Annotated in this window: 24 protein-coding genes and 2 pseudogenes; 21 read left to right on the plus strand and 5 right to left on the minus strand. The window is 59.9% G+C overall.

The features are described 5' to 3' along the window. The first annotated feature begins 249 nt into the window (after positions 1 to 249). From CYR55_RS03060 to CYR55_RS03160, 21 genes and pseudogenes are all read left to right on the plus strand, one after another. On the plus strand, positions 250 to 453 hold the full coding sequence (locus CYR55_RS03060; protein ID WP_101814710.1) for a tail protein X: 204 nt from the start codon (positions 250 to 252) through the stop codon (positions 451 to 453). Further along, positions 444 to 665, plus strand: coding sequence for an HP1 family phage holin (locus tag CYR55_RS03065; RefSeq protein WP_420912716.1), 222 nt, complete (start codon positions 444 to 446; stop codon positions 663 to 665). Before CYR55_RS03060 ends, CYR55_RS03065 begins: the two co-directional genes overlap by 10 nt. Beyond that, positions 646 to 1,155, plus strand: coding sequence for a lysozyme (locus CYR55_RS03070; protein ID WP_101814711.1), 510 nt, complete (start codon positions 646 to 648; stop codon positions 1,153 to 1,155). The genes CYR55_RS03065 and CYR55_RS03070 overlap by 20 nt, the downstream gene beginning before the upstream one ends. Before the next feature lies 1 nt (position 1,156). Continuing rightward, complete coding sequence (gene lysB, locus CYR55_RS03075; protein ID WP_101814712.1) at positions 1,157 to 1,582, plus strand: Rz-like lysis system protein LysB; 426 nt, start codon at positions 1,157 to 1,159, stop codon at positions 1,580 to 1,582. Beyond that, positions 1,473 to 1,715 carry an Rz1-like lysis system protein LysC gene (lysC, locus tag CYR55_RS23910; RefSeq protein ID WP_241522071.1) on the plus strand — a complete coding sequence of 81 codons (243 nt, stop codon included), beginning with the start codon at positions 1,473 to 1,475 and terminating at the stop codon, positions 1,713 to 1,715. The genes lysB and lysC overlap by 110 nt, the downstream gene beginning before the upstream one ends. Beyond that, positions 1,678 to 2,157 carry a phage tail protein gene (locus tag CYR55_RS03080; RefSeq protein ID WP_101814713.1) on the plus strand — a complete coding sequence of 160 codons (480 nt, stop codon included), beginning with the start codon at positions 1,678 to 1,680 and terminating at the stop codon, positions 2,155 to 2,157. Before lysC ends, CYR55_RS03080 begins: the two co-directional genes overlap by 38 nt. A gap of 87 nt (positions 2,158 to 2,244) precedes the next feature. Continuing rightward, positions 2,245 to 2,931, plus strand: coding sequence for a phage baseplate assembly protein V (locus CYR55_RS03085; protein WP_101814714.1), 687 nt, complete (start codon positions 2,245 to 2,247; stop codon positions 2,929 to 2,931). Next, on the plus strand, positions 2,928 to 3,278 hold the full coding sequence (locus CYR55_RS03090; RefSeq protein WP_101814715.1) for a GPW/gp25 family protein: 351 nt from the start codon (positions 2,928 to 2,930) through the stop codon (positions 3,276 to 3,278). The genes CYR55_RS03085 and CYR55_RS03090 overlap by 4 nt, the downstream gene beginning before the upstream one ends. 5 nt (positions 3,279 to 3,283) lie before the next feature. Beyond that, positions 3,284 to 4,192: a baseplate assembly protein gene (locus CYR55_RS03095; RefSeq protein WP_101814716.1), complete on the plus strand. Its 909-nt coding sequence runs from the start codon at positions 3,284 to 3,286 to the stop codon at positions 4,190 to 4,192. Beyond that, positions 4,185 to 4,799 carry a phage tail protein I gene (locus CYR55_RS03100; protein WP_101814717.1) on the plus strand — a complete coding sequence of 205 codons (615 nt, stop codon included), beginning with the start codon at positions 4,185 to 4,187 and terminating at the stop codon, positions 4,797 to 4,799. The genes CYR55_RS03095 and CYR55_RS03100 overlap by 8 nt, the downstream gene beginning before the upstream one ends. Further along, positions 4,789 to 5,328 (plus strand): annotated as a pseudogene (locus CYR55_RS03105) (phage tail protein); the annotation flags it as partial. The gene CYR55_RS03100 and the pseudogene CYR55_RS03105, both read left to right, overlap by 11 nt. A gap of 969 nt (positions 5,329 to 6,297) precedes the next feature. Continuing rightward, positions 6,298 to 6,729 (plus strand): annotated as a pseudogene (locus CYR55_RS23915) (phage tail protein); the annotation flags it as partial. After that, entirely contained in the window at positions 6,729 to 7,376 is a 648-nt protein-coding gene (locus CYR55_RS03120) for a tail fiber assembly protein (RefSeq protein ID WP_101814718.1), read from the plus strand. The pseudogene CYR55_RS23915 and the gene CYR55_RS03120, both read left to right, overlap by 1 nt. Before the next feature lie 118 nt (positions 7,377 to 7,494). Continuing rightward, a complete protein-coding gene (locus CYR55_RS03125; RefSeq protein ID WP_101815008.1) occupies positions 7,495 to 8,664 on the plus strand; it encodes a phage tail sheath protein in 1,170 nt (389 codons plus the stop codon). Positions 8,665 to 8,678: 14 nt separating this feature from the next. Further along, positions 8,679 to 9,188, plus strand: a complete 510-nt coding sequence (locus CYR55_RS03130) for a phage major tail tube protein (protein ID WP_101814719.1) — start codon at positions 8,679 to 8,681, stop codon at positions 9,186 to 9,188. Between the two features lie 109 nt (positions 9,189 to 9,297). Further along, on the plus strand, positions 9,298 to 9,579 hold the full coding sequence (locus CYR55_RS03135; RefSeq protein ID WP_101814720.1) for a phage tail assembly protein: 282 nt from the start codon (positions 9,298 to 9,300) through the stop codon (positions 9,577 to 9,579). A gap of 32 nt (positions 9,580 to 9,611) precedes the next feature. Continuing rightward, complete coding sequence (locus tag CYR55_RS03140) at positions 9,612 to 9,731, plus strand: GpE family phage tail protein (protein WP_101814721.1); 120 nt, start codon at positions 9,612 to 9,614, stop codon at positions 9,729 to 9,731. Beyond that, on the plus strand, positions 9,724 to 11,703 hold the full coding sequence (locus tag CYR55_RS03145) for a phage tail tape measure protein (RefSeq protein ID WP_101814722.1): 1,980 nt from the start codon (positions 9,724 to 9,726) through the stop codon (positions 11,701 to 11,703). Before CYR55_RS03140 ends, CYR55_RS03145 begins: the two co-directional genes overlap by 8 nt. 11 nt (positions 11,704 to 11,714) lie before the next feature. Beyond that, on the plus strand, positions 11,715 to 12,179 hold the full coding sequence (locus CYR55_RS03150) for a phage tail protein (protein ID WP_101814723.1): 465 nt from the start codon (positions 11,715 to 11,717) through the stop codon (positions 12,177 to 12,179). Position 12,180: 1 nt separating this feature from the next. Beyond that, a complete protein-coding gene (locus CYR55_RS03155; RefSeq protein ID WP_101814724.1) occupies positions 12,181 to 13,251 on the plus strand; it encodes a contractile injection system protein, VgrG/Pvc8 family in 1,071 nt (356 codons plus the stop codon). Between the two features lie 105 nt (positions 13,252 to 13,356). After that, a complete protein-coding gene (locus tag CYR55_RS03160) occupies positions 13,357 to 13,587 on the plus strand; it encodes an ogr/Delta-like zinc finger family protein (RefSeq protein WP_101814725.1) in 231 nt (76 codons plus the stop codon). A 197-nt stretch (positions 13,588 to 13,784) separates the two neighbouring features. Here CYR55_RS03160 and rplS read toward each other — a convergent pair whose 3' ends face one another. The 5 genes from rplS to ffh form a co-directional block, all read right to left on the minus strand. Next, positions 13,785 to 14,132 (minus strand): 50S ribosomal protein L19, encoded by a 348-nt coding sequence (gene rplS, locus CYR55_RS03165; RefSeq protein ID WP_072929033.1) that lies wholly within the window; start codon positions 14,130 to 14,132, stop codon positions 13,785 to 13,787. 63 nt (positions 14,133 to 14,195) lie between these two features. Next, positions 14,196 to 14,951 (minus strand): tRNA (guanosine(37)-N1)-methyltransferase TrmD, encoded by a 756-nt coding sequence (gene trmD, locus CYR55_RS03170; protein WP_101815009.1) that lies wholly within the window; start codon positions 14,949 to 14,951, stop codon positions 14,196 to 14,198. A 52-nt stretch (positions 14,952 to 15,003) separates the two neighbouring features. Further along, positions 15,004 to 15,552, minus strand: a complete 549-nt coding sequence (gene rimM, locus CYR55_RS03175; protein WP_101814726.1) for a ribosome maturation factor RimM — start codon at positions 15,550 to 15,552, stop codon at positions 15,004 to 15,006. Positions 15,553 to 15,570: 18 nt separating this feature from the next. Then, positions 15,571 to 15,819 (minus strand): 30S ribosomal protein S16, encoded by a 249-nt coding sequence (gene rpsP / locus CYR55_RS03180; RefSeq protein WP_101814727.1) that lies wholly within the window; start codon positions 15,817 to 15,819, stop codon positions 15,571 to 15,573. A 155-nt stretch (positions 15,820 to 15,974) separates the two neighbouring features. Next, a complete protein-coding gene (ffh, locus tag CYR55_RS03185; protein WP_101814728.1) occupies positions 15,975 to 17,336 on the minus strand; it encodes a signal recognition particle protein in 1,362 nt (453 codons plus the stop codon). Positions 17,337 to 17,385: the final 49 nt, after the last annotated feature.

A 17,385-nucleotide genomic window follows, 5' to 3' on the forward strand; every position in this document is an offset into this window, starting at 1 on the left:
CTCTGTCACGGCTTGTGGCCGCCAACGGGGTAAGCGCATTTTTTTGCCCCTGCCCTGCCCGCAGCGCCCCCGGTTTGCCCTGCCGCCCTCCCTGTTGTGCCAACGGTTTCACAACCCCGCTTAATTGCTGCGCCTGCATACATTTCGGAAACTGATGGCCGTTCCTTCACTCCGTTAATGGACTTGCATCATGAGCTATCCAGCCTTGTTTTTTTCCCTGGTGCAGGCTCGCCTGCCGGGGGGCCTGAAATGAAAATATACAGTGAACAGGGGGAAACCGTGGACGCCGTCTGCTGGCGTTACTACGGCCAGACCCGCGCCCTGGTTGAACAGGTTTACGCCCTGAACCCCACGCTCGCCGGACACGGGCCGGTACTGCCGCACGGCACCGCGCTGACCCTGCCGGACGCCGCCGCGGCCCCGGTGACCGAGAGCGTAAAATTATGGGAGTGAGCATTGAGCGCGTTGCCTCCTCCCTCTCTTACACCGTCGCCACGCTGCTGGCCTGGCTCGGCATGATGTCGCCGCAGGATCTGGCGCTGATGGTCGGTACCGGGGTGGGCGTCGCGACCTTTCTGGTGAACTGGCACTACCGCCGTAAAAGTTTCCAGCTGCTGGCGGAAAGCCGGCTGTGCAAAAACGATTATGAACACTTCAACCATTAAGCGGTGCAGCGCGGCAGCGGTGCTCGGGCTGGCGGTATGGCTACCGGACTACGGCACGCTGCACACTTCCGGCGCCGGGCTGGCGCTGATCACCGATTTCGAGGGCTGTCGCTTGTCGCCGTACCAGTGCAGCGCCGGGGTCTGGACTAACGGCATCGGCCATACCCGTGATGTGAACGCCAACACCACCCTGACCGATGCGCAGGCGGCGGAAAACCTGATCGCCGATGTGAAGCACACCGAGCGTGGGCTGGCGCGCTGTATGCCGGGGCCGATGCCGCAGCCGGTATATGACGCGGTGGTCGCGTTCGCCTTCAACGTCGGGGTCAGTGCCGCCTGCGGCTCCACGCTCGCCACTTACATCAACAAACAGCAGTGGCGCAATGCCTGTGACCAGTTGCCGCGCTGGGTCTACGTGGATGGCGTGCGCAGTAACGGCCTGGCACGCCGCCGCGCCGCTGAACAGGCGCTCTGCCTGAAAGGGGTGTGAGATGCCGTGGCGGCTGACGCTGATGACCACCGGCCTGCTGGCAGCGGCGCTGCTGTTTGCCGGCTACCGCGCCCAGCAGCATGAACTCACCGCGCTGGCCCGCAGCCGCGACGCGCTGGCCGGGCAGTTGGCACAGCGCGACCGGCAGATCGCTGCGCTGGCCCAACAGGCGCAGCAACGGATGCAGGCGGAGCAGGCGCTGCACGCCGCCCAGACCCACGCCGCACAAACCCTGCAAACCCGTGAACAGCGCATCGAGAGAGAACAACATGAGCACCCGATTGATCGCGCGTGGGCCGCTACCGCTCTGCCTGCTGATGTTAGCCGGCTGCACCAGCGCCCCGCCTTCACCCGCGCCAGTGACTATGTACACTGGCTGTCCGACCGCCCGCCCCTGCCCGATCCCGCCCAGCCAGCCCGGCACTAACGGCGATCTGAGCGCGGATATCCGCCGGCTGGAAGCTGCCCTGATCGACTGCGGATTACAGGTTGAGGCCCTACAACAGTGCCAGGAGGCACATCATGCTGAAACAACAACACCTACGCCAGACCCTGCTTGAGCAGGTGCCGGTGCTCACCCGCAACCCGGAGCAACTCACTCTGACGCTCGGCGAGATGCAGATTGTCTCGACGCTCGCGCCGTCGCTCTGTTTTGAGTACCGCTATCCGCTGATCATCACCATTACGGAGCTGAGCACCCTGACGGCGGCCACCACCCTCGACAACGTGACGGTGGTGATCCTCGCCTGGCTGCGGGAGAACCAGCCCGACCTGCTGAGCAGCACCGAAAAGCGCCGGAGTGATTTCACCTGCCGCCGGGTGGACAGCGGCGATCTGTGCACGCTGATGTTTACACTGCAGCTCACGGAGCGCGTGCTGGTGACGGAGCAGGATGGTGCGGCGCAGGTCACGCACCTGCCGGAACCGCCGCTGCCGCAGGATGTCGCGGCCCCGCACGAGGTCTACCTCGACGGGGAACTGATCAGCAGCTGGACGGAATAACCCGCGGCTGCCCGGCGGCGTTGTGTGCGCCACAGCCGGGCAGCCGTTGATTGTCGCATAACCCTTTGAGACGGCATCCTTCATCCCATGAATACACACGCGCAACTCTCCTCTCTGGCCTGCACGCTGGGCAACCTGATCCGCATCGGCACCGTGTCGGAGGTCGATGTGGCCGCCGCCCGCTGCCGGGTGAAGGCCGGTCAGAACATGACGATTTGGCTGCCCTGGCTCACGGCCAGGGCGGGCCGCACCCGCAGCTGGTGGGCACCCTCGGTGGGCGAACAGGTGCTGCTGCTGGCCATCGGCGGTGATTTAAACACCGCCTTTGTGCTGCCGGCGGTCTTCTCCGACGCCAACCCCGCCCCCTCCTCCTCCGCAGACGCCGTGCACCTGGCCTTTCCGGACGGTGCCGTTATCGAATATGAACCGGAGACCGGCGCGCTCCAGGTGACCGGCATCACCTCCGCCACCGTCGAGGCCAAAGAGGGCGTCTCAGTGATGGCAGAAACCATCACCGCCGACGCCCGCGGACACGTCACCGTGACTGCCCCGCAGATCCGCTGCGTGGCCTCCATGCGCATCATCCTCGACAGCCCGGAAGTGGTCTGCACCCAGAAACTGACCACCGCAACGCTGTCAGTACAACAGGGCGGCACGCTGACCGGTAACCTGACGCACAGCGGCGGCACCCTGAGTTCCAACGGCATCGCCCTGCACCGCCACCGGCACGGCGGTGTGTACCCCGGCGATGCCCAGACCGGAGACCCGCAATGAACCAGGCCACTTACCTCGGCATGAACCGCGCCAACGGCGAAGCGATCAGCGACCTCGAGCACATCCGCCAGTCGGTGAGTGACATCCTGCAAACCCCGCAGGGGTCACGCGTGATGCGCCGCAGCTACGGCTCGCTGCTCTCCACGCTGATTGACCAGCCGCAGAACGAAACCCTGCGGTTACAGATTATGGCCGCCTGTTATAGCGCGCTGTTGCAGTGGGAGCCACGCATCACCTTAACCGCCATCACGTTTACCCCCGGTTATGACGGGAAGATGGTCGTCGAGCTGACCGGTACCCGCCGCGATACGGCGATGAAATTTTCCCTAAGCATTCCTGTGAGCTGACCCCTATGGCGACGATTGATTTAAGCCTGCTGCCCGCCCCCGACGTGGTGGAGCCGCTGGACTATGAAACCCTGTTCGAGGCGCGCAAAACGGCGCTGATTTCACTGTTCCCTATGGAACAGCAGGAGGCGGTGGCGCGCACGCTGTCGCTGGAGTCTGAGCCGCTGGTGAAGCTGGTGCAGGAGAACGTCTACCGTGAGCTTATTCTGCGCCAGCGGGTCAACGACGCTGTCCGCGCGGTGATGGTGGCCTACGCCAACGGCAGCGATCTCGACCAGCTGGCGGCCTACACCAACGTGCAGCGGCTGGTGCTGGAGCCGGCCAACCCGGCGGCGGTACCGCCGAAAGCGGCGGTGATGGAGTCCGACAGCGATTTCCGCCTGCGCATCCCACAGGCCTTTGAGGGGCTGAGCGTGGCCGGGCCGAGCGGCGCGTATGAGTACCATGCGCGCAGTGCCGATGGCCGGGTGGCCGATGCTTCTGCCATCAGCCCGGCGCCGGCGGAGGTCACCGTGACGGTGCTGTCACGCGAGGCGGACGGCCATGCCAGTGATGAGCTGCTGGCCATCGTGCGTGAGGCGCTGAACGACGAGGATGTGCGCCCGGTCGCCGACCGTGTGACGGTGCAGTCCGCCATCATTGTTCCCTACCAGATTGAGGCTGTGCTTTACCTGCTGCCGACACCGGAAGCGGAGCCTATCCGCGCCGCATCCCAGCAGCAACTGGAGAGCTACATCAATGACCAGCGCCGCCTGGGGCGCGACATCCGCCTGTCGGCGATTTACGCCGCACTGCATGTGGAAGGGGTGCAGCGGGTGGAGCTGGCGTCGCCTGTTGCTGACATCGTGCTCGACAAAACCCAGGCGTCGCTCTGCACCGCCTATTCGCTGACAGTGGGAGGCTCCGATGAGTGATCGCCTGCTGCCCGCCGGCTCCTCCGCGCTGGAAGTGGCGGCCGCCACGGCACTTGCGGCACTGGAGCAGGTGCCGGTGCCGCTGCGCGAACTCTGGAACCCGGACACCTGCCCGCCGGCACTCCTGCCCTACCTGGCCTGGGCCTTCTCCGTTGACCGCTGGGACGAGAACTGGACGGAAGAGGCCAAACGCTCGGCGGTGCGCGGCTCCTGGTTTGTGCATAAACACAAAGGCACGATTGGCGCGCTGCGCCGCGTGGTGGAGCCGCTGGGTTATCTGATCCGCGTGCGCGAATGGTGGCAGACCAACGAACAGCCGGGCACCTTCCGGCTGGACGTCGGCGTGCTGGAAACCGGCATCACCGCCGGGATGTACCAGGAGCTGGAACGGCTGATCAACGATGCCAAGCCGGTCAGCCGCCACCTGATCGGCCTTTCCATCAATCTGGATGTCACCGGCGGCCTGCTGGTCAGCGCCGCCAGTTATGACGGCAGCGAGCTGACCGTTTACCCCTATTTCCCTGAAATCATTACCGTGTCCGGCCTCGCGACAACCGGCTCTGCGGTCCATTTAATTGACAATGTGAGAGTGAATTATGACGGCTAAATATTATGCGCTGCTGACCGACCTGGGCGCGGCGAAACTGGCGAACGCTACCGCGCTGGGTACCCGACTGAGCCTGACCCAGATGGCGGTGGGCGATGGCGGCGGCGCACTGCCGACGCCAGACCCGGCGCAAACCGCCCTGAAAGGCGAGAAACGCCGCGCGGCGCTGAACTCACTGAGCGTGGATGCCGCCAACGCCAACCAGATCATTGCTGAGCAGATTATCCCGGAAGACGAAGGCGGCTTCTGGATCCGTGAAATTGGTCTGTATGACGACAGCGGCACGCTGATTGCCGTCGCCAACTGCCCGGAGACGTACAAGCCCCAGCTTCAGGAAGGCAGCGGCCGTACCCAGACGGTGCGGATGATCCTGGTGGTGAACAGTACCGACGCCGTGACGCTGAAAATCGACCCGTCGGTGGTGCTGGCCACGCGCAAATATGTCGATGACAAGGTGATTGAAGTCAAAGCCTATGTTGACAACGTAATGACAAAACACCTGGCGGCCAAAGATCCGCATACGCAATACCTGAAGACGGCCAGCCAGTTGAGCGAGATTAAAGCGCAGGGAAGCACCGCGATGGCGAATGCCCTGAAAAATATTGGGGCCATGCCGTTTTATGCCACGGCGTTAAATGTTGACCTGGATACGCTCGGCCCTGACGGCGCAGGGGTGTATTACAAAGAGACTGACAGCGCGGCCACGCCTGAACTGCACTACCCGGAAAAGATGTCCGGCACCCTGTTGGTTATCCCGTCCGGTTACGGGGTACAACAGGAGTACACCACGCGGCTCGGCAATAAATACGTGCGCGGCTTGACCGGCACCTGGAACGGTAACGGGCCGTGGCGCGCATGGACGCCGGTCTATTCCTCCGGCAATCCGCCAACCGCCGCAGATGTAGGCGCGCTGCCGGTGATCGCGACCAGTATCGGCAATACCAGTATTGATACCTACGCACTGGATCACCTCGGTATCTATCAGCAATCCCTGGCGGCAAACGTCACCACGGCGAACGGCTTTCCTGCTGCGGCGACGGCGGGCGGCACGCTGGAGGTGATCCTCGGCCCCTATGTCGGCGGAGTGCTTCAGCGCTATACCGAAAAGCATACCGGGCGTACCTGGTCGCGCACGCTGACCGGGAACTGGAACGGCAGTAACGGCCCGTGGTCGGCCTGGGCAGCGATGTACTCTGAAAACAATCCACCGAAAGCGTCTGATGTGGGGGCGCTCGCCTATAACAGCAACTCGCTGTCTGTCGATCTGAACACGCTCGGCCCGAACAGCCTCGGTGTGTACTACAAGAACGGCGATAACGGAGCCACGGCCGCGCTCAATTACCCTTATCCAGTGTCCGGCACACTGTTGGTGCTCCAGTCCGGCTGGAATGTGCAGCAGGAGTACACCACGCGCACCGGTAAGAAGTATGTGCGCGGGCTGACCGGCACTTGGAACGGCAGTAACGGGCCGTGGGCGGAGTGGATGCCGGTCGGGGATTGCCCGGTAGGCGCACCTGTCCCGTGGCCGGGGGCCGCAGCGCCGACGGGCTGGCTGAAATGCAACGGCGCATCCTTCAGCGCAAACACTTACCCGGAGCTGGCAAAAGCCTATCCGTCGCTCAAGCTACCGGATTTACGCGGCGAGTTTATCCGGGGCTGGGACGATGGACGCGGGGCAGACAGCGGGCGCGCACTGCTCTCTGCACAATCGGATGCCGTGGGCCTAAATTACGGTTCGACAAACGTTCCGAAAACAATCGTCGTCAACATCCCCCGAACGTCATCAGGCACTGATGCAATGGATGGTTTAGAGGTAGGCGTAGGATTCGCTGACAATGGTGCTACTTCTGTATCACGCCTGACCGCCAAAACCGCTAATGAAACCCGGCCGCGTAACGTGGCATTTAACTACATCGTGAGGGCCGCATAATGGCAGAGATTACCGAAACCCTGGAAACCGTAGACACGCCAGCAGCAGACGCGGCAGAGGCATTTGTTACTCTGGATAGCAGCGGCCTGGCCCAATCATCCGGGCTTATCACGGTATACAACTATGACAGTGAAACCGGAGCCTTTACCGGGGCGACGCAGGAGTATGTGCCGGAGGGCGTCGGCATTCCAGCTTATGCCTGTTGTGATGCGCCGCCCGTGGTTGGGGCCGGAGAGGTGGCGCTATTTGTGGCCGGTGCCTGGCAGGTACAGCCGGATTATCGCGGGCAAACGGTCTACAGCACTGAAACCGGCAAGGCGACGGTGATCACCAAAGAGGGGCCGCTGCCGGAGGGCATTACGCTGCTGTCGCCATCGAGTGAGTTTGATGAATGGGACGGCGGGCAATGGGTAAAAAATGAGAGCGCCGAGAAAGCCTATTACGCCGGGAAGGCCAGCCAGCAAAAAACCGACCTTACGCAACAGGCCACCCTGCGTATTCAGACCCTGCAAGATGCGGTTGACCTGGAGATGGCAACCGATGAAGAAACAGAGCTCTTGGTGAGCTGGAAAAAATACCGGGTTCTGCTGAGCCGGGTAGATACCGGCACTGCATCGGATATTACCTGGCCGACTGTGCCTGAATGAAACAAGCCCCGTGAGGGGCTTTTTCTTTGTTGTACCATCCGCCATCAAGATGCAATCACGTGCACCCGCCGGCTTGAACTGACAATCTGAGCGCACCCTCAACATGGAGACCAATCAGATGGCTGATTATCACCACGGCGTGCGTGTTGTCGAAATCAACGACGGCACCCGCGTTATTTCCACTGTTTCTACCGCGGTCATTGGCCTGGTCTGCACCGCAGACGACGCCGATGCCGCGCAGTTCCCGCTTAACACCCCGGTTCTTATCACCGACGTGCTGGCCGCCAGCGGCAAAGCCGGTAAAACCGGCACCCTGGCCCCGGCGCTGCTCGCCATCGCTGACCAGTGCAAACCGGTTACCGTCGTGGTACGCGTCGCCGCCGGTAAAGATGAGGCGGAAACCACCACCAACCTCATCGGCGGTTCTGATGAAAACGGCCGCTACACCGGCATGAAAGCCCTGCTCTCCGCCCAGGCGGAACTGGGCGTGAAACCACGTATCCTCGGCGTGCCGGGGCTGGACTCCCAGCCGGTGGCCACCGCGCTGGCGGCTATCTGCCAGCAGTTGCGCGCTTTCGGTTACATCAGCGCGTTCGGTGCCAAAACCCTGACGGACGCCACGGCCTACCGTGGAAACTTCAGCCAGCGCGAACTGATGGTGATCTGGCCGGACTTCGTCAGTTGGAACACCACCACCAGCCAGGCTGACACCGCCTACGCCACCGCGCGTGCGATGGGCCTGCGGGCGAAAATCGACCAGGAAACCGGCTGGCATAAAACCCTGTCGAACGTCGGCGTCAACGGCGTTACCGGCCTCTCCGCCAGCGTATTCTGGGACTTGCAAGCCACCGGCACCGATGCCGATCTGCTGAACCAGGCCGGCGTCACCACGCTTATCCGCAAAGATGGCTTCCGCTTCTGGGGCAACCGCACCTGCAGCGACGACCCGCTGTTCGCCTTCGAAAACTACACCCGCACCGCGCAAATCCTGGCGGACACCATGGCCGACGCGCACATGTGGGCCGTAGACAAACCGATGACCCCGTCCCTGATCCGCGACATGATCGAGGGCATCAACGCCAAAATGCGCGAAATGCGCACCGCGGGCTACATCATCGACGGCAGCTGCTGGTATGACGACGCTGCCAACACTACCGAAACCCTGAAAGCAGGCAAGCTGTACATCGATTACGACTACACGCCGGTTCCGCCGCTGGAAGATCTGACCCTGCGCCAACGCATCACCGATAAATATCTGGTGAACTTTGCCGCCTCTGTGAACAGCTAAGGAGACTGAGACTCATGGCACTTCCTAAAAAACTGAAATACCTGAACCTGTTTAACGACGGGAACAGCTACCTGGGCGTGGTCTCCTCGCTGACGCTGCCGAAACTGACCCGCAAGCTGGAGAACTACCGCGGCGGCGGCATGTCCGGCGCAGCGGCTATCGACTTCGGCCTGGATGACGACGCACTGGCGCTGGAGTGGACGCTGGGCGGCATCGATGAACTGGTGCTGCAACAGTGGGGCAGCAGCACCGATGTGCCGTTGCGCTTTGCCGGCGCCTTCCAGCGTGATGACACCGGAGAGGTCTCTTCTGTTGAAGTGGTAATGCGCGGGCGCCACAAAGAGTTTGATTTTGGCGAATACAAACAAGGCGAAGAGACGGAAACCAAAATTTCTACCCAGTGCACCTATTTCAAACTCACCATTGATGGTAAGGCCCTGATTGAAGTCGACACCCTGAACATGGTGGAGATCGTCAACGGCGTTGACCGCCTGGCCGCCCACCGTTCCGCCATCGGCCTGTAACTATTGGCCTGGAACTATTGGCCTGGAACTATCGGCCTGTAACGATCGGCCTGTAACCCCCTGATGCCAGTGCAATGCACTGGCCCTTTTTCCCCAGAAGAGAGACGTCATGAACACTGCGAACGACAACCTGGTTACCCTGAACACCCCGCTGGCACGCGGTGAGAGCGACATCACCCAGATTGAGGTAATCAAACCTACCGCCGGTGCACTGCGCGGCGTCGGGCTGGCGGCGGTGGCCAACGCGGATGTAGACGCGCTGATGATTGTGCTGCCGCGCCTCACCCTGCCCTCCCTGACCAAAGAGGAGTGCGCGCGGCTGGACGTGGTAGACCTGGTGGCGCTGGCCGGCAAGGTGATCGGTTTTTTATCGCCGACATCGGCCCGGTAAACGCGCCCGCCTCACTGACCGTGGACGACCTGATGGCGGACATCGCCGTAGTCTTCCACTGGCCCCCTTCTGAAATGAACCCGATGCCGCTTGGCGAGCTTCTGCTCTGGCGGCATAAAGCCCTGCAACGGCACGGAGTCCCTGATGAGTAACAGCGAAAACCCCGGCGGACAGGATGAACGCGCACTGAATGAGGCGCTTAATCGCCTGGCGCGGCAGGCCCAGGCCCAACAGCTGAAAGAGATGCTGGCTGCTCGGGCCGAAACGGTGAAGGCGCTGGGTAGCCAGATTGATGACTACAGCAGCAAAGCCCTGGCCGCAGTCAGCACCGTTAACAGCGTATTTGCCCCGGCAATCACACTTGAACAACAATTTTCCGGCACCCAGGCCGCCCTCGGTTTGGGTGCCGATGCCCCGCAGCTTGCCGCCCTGCGCACCCAGGCGGGTGAACTGAGCATTTCAATGGGCATCAATGCCCAGGACATTGCCGGGCTTCAGACCAGCCTGGCACAGTCCGGTGCGGATGCCGATACCATTCTCAACACCACGGCCCCGGCGCTGAACCTGTCAGCGGTAAGTGGGCTGAAGGCGGAAGAGAGCGCCGGCATCCTGACGGATCTGCAATCCGCCTTTGATGCGCCCGCCGATGCCAGCGCCGACATGGCCGATGCGCTGACCCAGGGCGCGCGTGAGGCCGGGCTGAGTATTCAGGCCTTCAGTGATGCAATGAATACCGTGGCTCCGCAGGCTAAAGCGGCCGGGGCTGGTTTTGCTGAAACGGCGGCGATGGTAGCCGCGCTGGCGCAACACGATGTGTCGCCGGATCGCGCCGCCGCCGTATTGGCCCGTTTAAAAACGGCCCGCCCGGCACTCGATGCCCTGGGTGTGCAACAAACCGATGCTGCCGGCCAGCCGCTGCCGATTACCGACGTGCTGAAAGGCATCAACGAGGCATTTGCCCGCCAGCAGCTCTCCCCCGCCCAGCAATCCGCCTCACTGCGCGCACTGTTCGGCAAACAACAGGCCGCCGACGCCGGGGTGCTGGTTGCGGCCGCCGGTGAGGGAACGCTGGCCCTTCCCGCTGAAACCGCCGGTGCCGCCGCACGCGGGGCTGCCCTGCAACAAGACAACGGCAATGGCGATCTGCAAAAACTTTCTGCTGCCGGCAGCGCAGTGCTAAGCACCGTTTTCAGCCAGCAGGATGATAGCTTGCGCGCCCTCATCCAGACCGCCACTGACTGGATGAGTACGCTGAATCAATGGATACAGCAAAACCCACAACTCAGCGGCACACTGATGACGCTGGTCGGTGCGGTCACGCTGATTGGCGGGGCGCTGGGCACATTGGGCGGCGTGTTCGGCCCGGTGTTCAGCGGCATCAGTATGTTAATGAGCGCAGCCTCGCTGCTTGCGCCGGCATTCACCACGCTGGGCGGCGTAATTGCCGGCGCATTTGGCGTTGCTTCTGCGCCGTTACTGACGATTGTCGGCATCGCTGCGGCTGTGGTAGCCGCGATCGTCGGCGGCGCGCTGCTGATCCGGAAATACTGGGAACCCATCAGCGCCTTTATGGCCGGCGTGGCCGAAGGGTTCAGCATCGCATTCGCGCCGGTCAAAGAGATGTTTGCCCCGCTGGCCCCCCTGTTTGAGGGCTTTGGTAACACAGTGAAATCCCTTTATAACGGTTTCATGAATTTCCTGACGCCAATAAAACTCACCAGCGAAGGCCTTGGCCAGGTTAGCTCCGCCGGGAAAAATTTTGCCGAGTTTTTGCTGGCCCCGTTGAAAACCGCGTTGCAGTTGATGAATTCATTGGGCGATGGCGTGAACTGGGTACTGGAGAAACTCGGCCTGGCGAAAAAAGGCAGCGAGAACCTCAGCATTCCATCAGGCGACACGGCAACACCGGGCAGTTTGTCCGCGGTGCCGCCGCTCACCCATGCCGCGCCGCTGATGAGTAGCAGCGGCATGGTGTCGACCGACAACCGCACGTTTACCCAGCATATCCAGCTCAACCTGCCGGAAGGACAACCTGTCGATCCGCTAGCGCTCCAGCGTCAGTTGTCAGAGGCGTTTAACCAGCAGAGCCAGGAGCAGTTTATCGCCGGGATTAATCATTTCTAACAGGAGTTCGTATGTTGATGACCCTGGGCATGATGGTCTTTAAACTCCAGACACTGCCGTTTGAGACAATGGCCCACAAAGCCACATTCCGCTGGCCGGCCAACTCTCGTGTGGGCGCCCGCCCGGCCGCGCAGTTCCTGGGGCCGGATGCTGAAACCATCACCCTCACCGGCACCTTGATGCCGGAGGTGACCGGCGGCCAGCCCTCATTAATTGCGTTACAAGCAATAGCCCAGTCCGGCTGCGCCTGGCCGCTGATTGCCGGCAATGGATTGATTTACGGGATGTATGTGGTTAAAGAGATTTCCGATACGCATAGCGAACTGACGGCCAGGGGAGAGCCTCAGAAAATCGTTTTCACCCTCACTCTGCAACGTGTTGATGAAAACCTGGTGGCGATGTTCGGCGATCTGGCGGCCCAGGCCAAAGCCCTGCCGGGCAAAGCGGCCGGTGCCCTGAGCAACCTGGGAGGATAAGATGGCCCCACTGACCACGACACTGGGCACGCCGCTCGGCCCGGACTTTACCCTGACGCTGGACGGCAAAAACATCAGCGGGCAGGTGCGGCCGCGGCTGATCAGCCTGTCAGCGACGCTGAACCGCGGCACTATAGCCGACTCCCTCACCCTCGATCTGGATGATTCGGATGGTAAACTGGCGTTGCCCACGCGCGGCAAACTCCTGCTGGCGTCGATTGGCTGGCAGGGTCAACCGCTGACGTTGTTAGGTTCATTTATCGTCAATACCCTCCAGCACAGCGGTGCGCCGGATAAACTGACCATTACCGCCAGCAGCGCAGATTTCAGCGGCAGCCTGAGTGAAAAGCATAAAGAGAGTTACTTTGACGGGAATACTGACCGGACGACGCTGGGTTCTATCATTAGGATTATCGCAGCGCGCAACGGCCTGCAGGCAAGTATTGCCCCGGAGTTTGCCCAGCTTACCGTTATCAGCGCGCATCAAACGGATGAGGCAGATATGGACTTTCTCACCAAGCTGGCAACGCAATATGGTGCCATTGCCGATATCAAATACGGGACATTGATGTTGCTAAAGCCGGGTACCGGCCGATCCGCCTCCCGAGCGCCCCTTCCGGCCGTGGTGATCTCACGGAGCCAGGGGGATTCGCACAAATTTACCCTGGCCGATCGCACTATCTATACGGCAGTAGAAGCAAGCTGGCAGGATATTAACGGCGCGCAACAAAAAACCTTGCCGACGCTATCGGTTCCCACCGCACAGAATGCGGGGCAGGCCTATATCCGGGAAGGCGGCAAACAGAAAATTGACAAGCTCCCGCGGATCTACCCGGACGAAGCCAGCGCCCGGCTGGCCGCACAAGCCAGGGTGGAGAGCCTGCAACGTCTTTCCGCGACCATGAGCATTAAGCTGGCCTCCGGGCGGGAGGATCTGGTACCGGAAACAACCGTTACCCTGGCGGGCTTTAAATCTCAATTTAACGAGGTGCGCTGGATTATTACGAAAGTGGAACACACTCTCGGTGCTGAGGGGTTTACCACCACCCTCGCCCTGGAGACTGCGCCATGATGCGTTAAAGCACGATGCCATAAACTTGCATTTGCAAGCATTGACTTACATTAGCAACTCGATGATATACTCCTGACACCCACCGAGATGCAGAGAAAGTAAGAGATGATGAAATGTCCGTTGTGCAAACACACGGCGCACGCGCGTTCGAGCCGATACTTAAGCGATGCGACCAAGGAGCGTTACCACCAGTGCACCAACATTAACTGCGGCCACACGTTCAAATCCCTGGAGACCATCACTGACGCGATCATGACGCCGGGGCGCGTCAACCCGGTGCCCTTTCATCCCAAAGGTAAAGCCGCCCCGGCCGCCGACCCTAAACCGCGCCCCTGATGCGCGTTACCCACACCGCTGCCGCACCAGGCTCCAGCCACTGATATGCTCTCCTACCCCAAGCCTGCCCCGCGCAGGCTTTTTTATTCCCCGCCCTTTTCCGTAGCCATTCCGTAGACACACCCATAAAAAAAGGGGCTAGCCTATGGCTAACCCCTTCATATCTATTAACTTTTGGATGCAGCGTTAGCTGTATCTTAGTTAAGACGCTCTTTAATACGAGCAGACTTACCAGTACGCTCACGCAGGTAGTACAGTTTGGCTTTACGAACGGCACCGCGGCGTTTCACAGTAATGCTGTCGATTACTGGGGAGTGAGTCTGGAATACGCGCTCAACACCTTCGCCGTTGGAAATTTTACGAACAGTGAATGCAGAGTGCAGACCGCGGTTACGGATGGCGATAACCACGCCCTCGAATGCCTGCAGACGTTTTTTGCTACCTTCAACGACCCATACCTTCACTTCCACGGAATCACCCGGACGGAATGCTGGTACGTCTTGCTTCAGCTGCTCTTGTTCGATTTGCTTAATAATGTTGCTCATAATATGTCTCTTACCCTAGGTAAACTGATATATCGGGAAAATCAGCCGAAGCTAACGTTTCCCTTAATAGTCTGGTTGACTGGCCCGGTGTTCCTTTTGGAACTCGGCCAGCAACACCTGTTGCTCGTCAGTCAGAGCTAGGCTTTCCAGAAGTTCAGGTCTTCTAAGCCAGGTACGGCCCAGCGACTGCTTTAAACGCCAACGGCGTATCTGAGCATGGTTGCCCGACAGTAAAACCGGCGGTACTTCCATGCCTTCCAACACTTCAGGGCGGGTATAGTGAGGGCAATCCAGCAAGCCATCGGCAAAAGAATCTTCTTCTGCAGAACCCTGATGACCCAGTACGCCCGGAATAAACCGGGAGACAGAGTCAATCAGCGTCATGGCCGGCAGTTCGCCCCCGCTGAGAACGTAATCACCAATTGACCATTCTTCGTCAATCTCGGTTTGGATGATTCGTTCATCAATCCCTTCGTAGCGGCCACACACCAGAATCATCTTCGGGTTTGTTGCCAGCTCGCGCACGCCCTCTTGATCGAGTTTGCGCCCCTGTGGCGAAAGGTAGATAACCTTGACGCCCTCGCCTGCCGCTGCTTTTGCTGTCTGAATCGCTTCCCGTAAGGGTTGCACCATCATCAGCATACCGGGGCCGCCGCCGTAAGGGCGATCGTCCACCGTGCGATGCCGGTCGTAAGCGAAGTCACGCGGACTCCAGCACTCTACGCTCAGCAGGCCATTTTTTACTGCCCGGCCAGTTACCCCGTAATCGGTGATAGCGCGGAACATTTCAGGAAACAGGCTGATTATACCGATAAACATTTGCCCATCCCCATGCTGCCGTTCCACTCATCTTTTCCGGTCAAATCGGAGGTCAAAAACCAGGATCCCAATCTACTTCAATCACTTGAGCAGTGAGATCGACTTTCTTGATAACCTGCCCATGAAGAAACGGAACCAGCCGCTCCTTCATGCCGAATGCATCTTTCAGGTTTGCCCGCACGACCATAACGTCGTTTGAACCGGTTTCCATCATATCGATGACTTTCCCCAGCTCGTACCCGGTTGTGGTGATCACCTGGCAGCCCATCAGGTCTTTCCAGTAGTAATCATCCTCTTCCAGAGGCGGCAGTTGCCCGGAATCCACGACGATTTCGCAATTCGTCAGCAGGTTCGCGGCATCCCGATCGTCAATGCCTTTGACTTTGATGATCAGATCCTGACTGTGGCGCTTCCAGTCTTCCAACTCAACAAGCTGCCACTTACCCGCCTGCTGGATAAACCAGGGCTGGTAATCAAAAATGCTTTCGGCGTTTTCGGTGGATGAAAACACTCTGAGCCAACCACGAATGCCGTAAGTAGACCCCATTTTACCGAGTACAATCGGCTGCGTAGGTGCTACCGGTTTGAGTTGCTTGCTCATCGTTGCCACCGCGACAGATTAAGCTGCTTTCTTAGCGTCTTTGATCAGCGCGTGAACGCGATCAGAAACGGTAGCACCCAGACCAACCCAGTGCTCAATGCGGTCCAGGTCCAGACGCAGACCTTCAGCCTGACCAGAAGCGATTGGGTTGAAGAAGCCTACGCGCTCGATGAAACGACCGTCACGCGCATTGCGGCTGTCGGTCACTACTACTTGATAGAACGGACGCTTTTTCGCGCCGCCACGTGCCAAACGAATTGTTACCATAACATCCTCTTTAGTTAATAAAACAGCCGGGCCCCATTGAGGGAACGGGGCCCGGGTGCAATATAAAAAGCCCGAAAATTTTACTCATTTTGGCGCAAAAAGCAATCTAAAGCGTACAAAGTTGCTGCGCGCCGCTGTAAATAAATAATCCGGGGTTAACGACCAGGAAAACCGGGCGGCATCATGCCTTTCATACCACGCATCATTTTGGCCATGCCGCCCTTCTTCATTTTCTTCATCATGCGCTGCATTTCATCGAACTGCTTCAGCAGCCGGTTGACGTCCTGCACCTGCATACCCGCGCCCAGCGCGATGCGGCGTTTGCGTGACCCTTTGATAATTTCCGGCTTGGCGCGCTCTTTCAGCGTCATGGAGTTAATGATCGCTTCCATCCGCACCAGGACTTTGTCATCCATCTGCGATTTGACGTTGTCCGGCAGTTGCCCTGCGCCCGGCAACTTGCTCAGCATACTGGCCATGCCGCCCATGTTGCGCATCTGTTTCAGCTGCTCCAGGAAGTCGGTCAAATCGAAACCGTCACCCTTTTTCAGCTTGGAGGCCAGTTTCTCCGCCTGTTCGCGGTCAACTTTGCTCTCGATATCTTCAATCAGCGACAGGACGTCGCCCATGCCGAGAATACGGGAAGCCACGCGATCGGGGTGGAACGGCTCCAGAGCTTCGGTTTTCTCACCTACGCCAAGGAACTTGATCGGTTTGCCGGTGATATGGCGGATAGAGAGCGCGGCACCGCCACGGGCATCACCATCCACTTTGGTCAGCACCACGCCGGTCAGCGGCAGCGCTTCGTTGAAGGCTTTAGCCGTATTAGCGGCATCCTGGCCGGTCATCGCATCCACGACAAACAGGGTTTCTACCGGGTTAATCGCGGCATGAACCTGTTTGATCTCGTCCATCATCGCTTCGTCTACGTGCAGGCGGCCTGCGGTATCCACGAGAAGAACGTCATAAAACTTGAGTTTGGCCTGTTGCAGCGCACGGGTAACGATATCAACCGGCTTCTCCTGGGCATCCGACGGGAAGAAATCCACGCCAACCTGCTCAGCCAGGGTTTCCAGCTGTTTAATCGCCGCCGGGCGATAAACGTCCGCGGAGACGACCAGCACTTTTTTCTTACGCTTTTCGCGTAGGAATTTGCCCAGCTTACCCACACTGGTGGTTTTACCCGCACCCTGCAGGCCGGCCATCAGCACCACGGCCGGTGGCTGGGCGGCCAGATTGAGTTCAGAGTTGGCCTCGCCCATCGCATTCATCAACTCGTTTTTAACGATTTTGACGAACTCCTGACCCGGCGTCAGGCTCTTGTTAACTTCAACCCCAACCGCGCTCTCTTTGACGCGGTTAATGAAGTCACGCACCACCGGCAGCGCGACGTCCGCTTCCAGCAGCGCCATGCGGACTTCACGCAGTGTCTCTTTGATATTCTCTTCGGTCAGCCGCCCACGGCCGCTGATATTGCGCAGTGTGCGCGACAATCGATCAGTTAAATTATCAAACATCGTCTCTTGCTCAACGTAATGACAGGCCGCCTTGGCGACACAATGGCGG

The organism is Chimaeribacter californicus, from assembly GCF_002858675.1.
GTDB classification, from domain to species: Bacteria; Pseudomonadota; Gammaproteobacteria; order Enterobacterales; family Enterobacteriaceae; genus Chimaeribacter; species Chimaeribacter californicus.

Excerpts from the sequence above, each read along its gene's own strand:
- CYR55_RS03060 (WP_101814710.1), top strand. The coding sequence starts at position 250 with ATGAAAATATACAGTGAACAGGGGGAAACCGTGGACGCCGTCTGCTGG.
- CYR55_RS03065 (WP_420912716.1), top strand. The coding sequence starts at position 444 with ATGGGAGTGAGCATTGAGCGCGTTGCCTCCTCCCTCTCTTACACCGTC.
- CYR55_RS03070 (WP_101814711.1), top strand. The coding sequence starts at position 646 with ATGAACACTTCAACCATTAAGCGGTGCAGCGCGGCAGCGGTGCTCGGG.
- lysB (WP_101814712.1), top strand. The coding sequence starts at position 1,157 with ATGCCGTGGCGGCTGACGCTGATGACCACCGGCCTGCTGGCAGCGGCG.
- lysC (WP_241522071.1), top strand. The coding sequence starts at position 1,473 with ATGTTAGCCGGCTGCACCAGCGCCCCGCCTTCACCCGCGCCAGTGACT.
- CYR55_RS03080 (WP_101814713.1), top strand. The coding sequence starts at position 1,678 with ATGCTGAAACAACAACACCTACGCCAGACCCTGCTTGAGCAGGTGCCG.
- CYR55_RS03085 (WP_101814714.1), top strand. The coding sequence starts at position 2,245 with ATGAATACACACGCGCAACTCTCCTCTCTGGCCTGCACGCTGGGCAAC.
- CYR55_RS03090 (WP_101814715.1), top strand. The coding sequence starts at position 2,928 with ATGAACCAGGCCACTTACCTCGGCATGAACCGCGCCAACGGCGAAGCG.
- CYR55_RS03095 (WP_101814716.1), top strand. The coding sequence starts at position 3,284 with ATGGCGACGATTGATTTAAGCCTGCTGCCCGCCCCCGACGTGGTGGAG.
- CYR55_RS03100 (WP_101814717.1), top strand. The coding sequence starts at position 4,185 with ATGAGTGATCGCCTGCTGCCCGCCGGCTCCTCCGCGCTGGAAGTGGCG.
- CYR55_RS03120 (WP_101814718.1), top strand. The coding sequence starts at position 6,729 with ATGGCAGAGATTACCGAAACCCTGGAAACCGTAGACACGCCAGCAGCA.
- CYR55_RS03125 (WP_101815008.1), top strand. The coding sequence starts at position 7,495 with ATGGCTGATTATCACCACGGCGTGCGTGTTGTCGAAATCAACGACGGC.
- CYR55_RS03130 (WP_101814719.1), top strand. The coding sequence starts at position 8,679 with ATGGCACTTCCTAAAAAACTGAAATACCTGAACCTGTTTAACGACGGG.
- CYR55_RS03135 (WP_101814720.1), top strand. The coding sequence starts at position 9,298 with ATGAACACTGCGAACGACAACCTGGTTACCCTGAACACCCCGCTGGCA.
- CYR55_RS03140 (WP_101814721.1), top strand. The coding sequence starts at position 9,612 with ATGGCGGACATCGCCGTAGTCTTCCACTGGCCCCCTTCTGAAATGAAC.
- CYR55_RS03145 (WP_101814722.1), top strand. The coding sequence starts at position 9,724 with ATGAGTAACAGCGAAAACCCCGGCGGACAGGATGAACGCGCACTGAAT.
- CYR55_RS03150 (WP_101814723.1), top strand. The coding sequence starts at position 11,715 with ATGTTGATGACCCTGGGCATGATGGTCTTTAAACTCCAGACACTGCCG.
- CYR55_RS03155 (WP_101814724.1), top strand. The coding sequence starts at position 12,181 with ATGGCCCCACTGACCACGACACTGGGCACGCCGCTCGGCCCGGACTTT.
- CYR55_RS03160 (WP_101814725.1), top strand. The coding sequence starts at position 13,357 with ATGATGAAATGTCCGTTGTGCAAACACACGGCGCACGCGCGTTCGAGC.
- rplS (WP_072929033.1), bottom strand. The coding sequence starts at position 14,132 with ATGAGCAACATTATTAAGCAAATCGAACAAGAGCAGCTGAAGCAAGAC.
- trmD (WP_101815009.1), bottom strand. The coding sequence starts at position 14,951 with ATGTTTATCGGTATAATCAGCCTGTTTCCTGAAATGTTCCGCGCTATC.
- rimM (WP_101814726.1), bottom strand. The coding sequence starts at position 15,552 with ATGAGCAAGCAACTCAAACCGGTAGCACCTACGCAGCCGATTGTACTC.
- rpsP (WP_101814727.1), bottom strand. The coding sequence starts at position 15,819 with ATGGTAACAATTCGTTTGGCACGTGGCGGCGCGAAAAAGCGTCCGTTC.
- ffh (WP_101814728.1), bottom strand. The coding sequence starts at position 17,336 with ATGTTTGATAATTTAACTGATCGATTGTCGCGCACACTGCGCAATATC.